The sequence below is a fragment of the Vibrio sp. V01_P9A10T6 genome (assembly GCF_963877065.1).
GTDB classification, from domain to species: Bacteria; Pseudomonadota; Gammaproteobacteria; order Enterobacterales; family Vibrionaceae; genus Vibrio; species Vibrio anguillarum.
Genome location: NZ_CAWNTB010000105.1, coordinates 1 through 3,078, shown reverse-complemented (window position 1 = coordinate 3,078; position 3,078 = coordinate 1). Strand labels below are relative to the sequence as shown.

The 3,078-nt window shown below is 45.4% G+C and carries 2 protein-coding genes; both read left to right on the top strand.

The genetic code is table 11. The features are described 5' to 3' along the window. The first annotated feature begins 55 nt into the window (after positions 1 to 55). Positions 56 to 1,606 (top strand): Re/Si-specific NAD(P)(+) transhydrogenase subunit alpha, encoded by a 1,551-nt coding sequence (locus AACQ21_RS05450; protein WP_088733374.1) that lies wholly within the window; start codon positions 56 to 58, stop codon positions 1,604 to 1,606. Positions 1,607 to 1,617: 11 nt separating this feature from the next. Beyond that, entirely contained in the window at positions 1,618 to 2,994 is a 1,377-nt protein-coding gene (gene pntB, locus AACQ21_RS05445; protein WP_017046914.1) for a Re/Si-specific NAD(P)(+) transhydrogenase subunit beta, read from the top strand. Positions 2,995 to 3,078: the final 84 nt, after the last annotated feature.

Here is a 3,078-nt window from a genome sequence, read left to right as displayed (position 1 = left end):
TGCTGGTGGTTAGATAAAACAGAATAATCATTGTGCCAATAGTCAAGGAATAACTATGCAAATTGGTGTACCAAAAGAGACCCTTACGGGTGAAACACGGGTTGCAGCTTCACCGAGTTCGGTAGCGCAATTAATCAAACTAGGCTTCGACGTCTCCATTGAAACTCAAGCTGGGGTTTTAGCCAGTTTTGATGATGCGGCTTTTGAGGCGGCTGGTGCCACGATTGTTTCGACACAAGATGTTTGGAATTCAGACATTATCTTGAAGGTCAATGCGCCGATTGTTGATGAAAAACAATCGATCGATGAGGTTGCTTTGATCAAAGAAGGGGCAAGCCTAATCAGTTTTATCTGGCCTGCACAAAACCCAGAATTGATGGAACAGTTATCAAGTAAAAAAATCAACGTGCTGGCGATGGACTCAGTGCCGAGAATATCCAGAGCACAAGCTTTAGACGCTTTGTCATCAATGGCTAACATTGCTGGCTACCGCGCTGTTGTTGAAGCTGCACATGAATTTGGCCGCTTCTTTACAGGGCAAATTACCGCAGCGGGCAAAGTCCCGCCGGCAAAAGTACTGGTTGCTGGAGCTGGCGTTGCTGGCCTCGCTGCTATCGGTGCCGCAGGAAGTTTGGGGGCAATTGTACGAGCTTTTGATGTTCGCCCAGAAGTAAAAGAACAAGTTCAATCAATGGGTGCAGAGTTTTTGGAAGTCGATTTCCAAGAAACGGCTGGTTCAGGCGATGGTTACGCCAAAGAGATGTCTGACGACTTTAATAAAAAGGCCGCTGAACTGTATGCAGCGCAAGCTAAAGATGTCGACATCATTATCACGACGGCTTTGATCCCTGGACGTCCAGCCCCTAAGCTGATCACCAAAGAGATGGTCGACAGTATGAGCGCTGGTAGCGTGATCGTCGATCTTGCAGCTGCAAACGGGGGGAACTGTGAATACACGGTTGCCGATCAGGTGATTACAACCGCCAATGGTGTGAAAGTGGTCGGTTATACTGATATGGTTGGCCGCTTACCAACACAATCCTCTCAATTATATTCAACAAACATCGTTAACTTGCTGAAATTGTTATGCAAGGAAAAAAATGGGTCCATCAATATTGACTTTGAAGACGTTGTTTTACGTGGTGTGACGGTCGTGAAAGAAGGCGAAATAACGTGGCCAGCACCACCGATCCAAGTCTCTGCTCAACCGCAAGTCAAGACCGCACCAACTAGACCTGAACCCAAAAAACAAGAACCCGTTTCTGCGACGAAAAAAATTACTGGCTTAGTTGCTGCCGTTGGCGCTTTTGCTTGGATCGCATCGGTCGCACCTGCGGCTTTCTTAAGCCATTTCACCGTTTTTGTTTTAGCGTGTGTTGTGGGTTACTACGTCGTTTGGAATGTTACTCATGCTTTACATACTCCTTTGATGTCCGTTACCAATGCAATTTCCGGCATTATTGTGGTCGGAGCTTTATTGCAGATAGGTCAAGGGAGTGGTGTGGTCACTTTCCTCGCGTTTATCGCTGTTTTAATTGCAAGCATTAACATCTTTGGTGGTTTTACAGTCACCAAACGTATGCTTGAAATGTTCCGTAAAGACTAAGGGAGTAATATATGTCTGCAGGATTAGTACAAGCCGCATATATTATTGCTGCTATCTTCTTCATCATGAGCCTTGCTGGATTATCAAAGCAGGAATCAGCAAGAGCTGGTAACTACTATGGTATAGCGGGTATGGCTATCGCACTCATCGCCACTATTTTTCGTCCAGATGCGCAGGGCTTAGCTTGGGTATTGCTGGCGATGGTAATTGGGGGCGGTATCGGTATTCATTATGCTAAAAAAGTAGAAATGACCGAAATGCCCGAACTTGTGGCTATTCTCCACAGTTTTGTGGGCATGGCTGCGGTATTAGTGGGTTATAACAGCTATATCGATGCGCCAATTGTACTCGATCACGCTGAACACGTGATTCATTTGGTTGAAGTGTTCATTGGGGTATTTATTGGTGCCGTCACCTTTACAGGATCTATCGTCGCCTTTGGTAAACTGCGTGGAATCATTTCGTCGTCGTCGCTCAATCTCCCTCATAAGCATAAGCTCAACCTCGCGGCCATTGTTGTCTCCACATTATTAATGATTTACTTTGTTAATAATGGTGGCAGCATGTTTGCATTGATTATTATGACTCTGATAGCGTTCGCGTTTGGCTACCATTTGGTGGCTTCGATTGGTGGTGCAGACATGCCCGTTGTGGTATCGATGCTTAACTCCTATTCAGGTTGGGCAGCGGCAGCGGCTGGCTTTATGTTAGCGAATGATTTGCTGATCGTAACCGGAGCACTGGTTGGTTCTTCAGGTGCCATTCTTTCTTACATTATGTGTAAAGCGATGAACCGCTCTTTTGTTAGTGTGATTGCCGGGGGCTTTGGTCAAGATGTGGCTATCAGCGCAGACGTTGAGTACGGTGAACACCGTGAAATAAACGCTGAAGAAGTAGCCGAAATGCTGAAAAACTCTAAGTCAGTGATCATCACTCCAGGGTATGGCATGGCAGTAGCTCAAGCACAGTATCCTGTTCACGAAATCACGGAGAAGTTACGTGCACAAGGCATTAAAGTTCGCTTTGGTATTCACCCAGTAGCGGGACGTTTGCCTGGCCATATGAACGTACTGCTTGCTGAAGCAAAAGTGCCTTATGACATTGTGTTAGAAATGGACGAAATAAACGATGATTTTACTGAAACGGATACGGTTTTGGTGATCGGTGCAAATGACACAGTAAACCCAGCAGCATTAGAAGATCCGAACAGTCCGATCGCCGGAATGCCAGTGTTGGAAGTATGGAAAGCGCAAAATGTCATTGTATTCAAGCGTTCAATGAATACTGGCTACGCAGGTGTACAAAACCCTCTTTTCTTTAAAGATAATACCTATATGCTTTTTGGTGATGCAAAAGAGAGTGTAGACGCCATCTCAAAAGCGTTATAGCATCTACGATTAGGATAATGAAGAAGCCAGCAAAATGCTGGCTTCTTCTGTTTTTGAGCAATCATTATTGACATGGATATAACA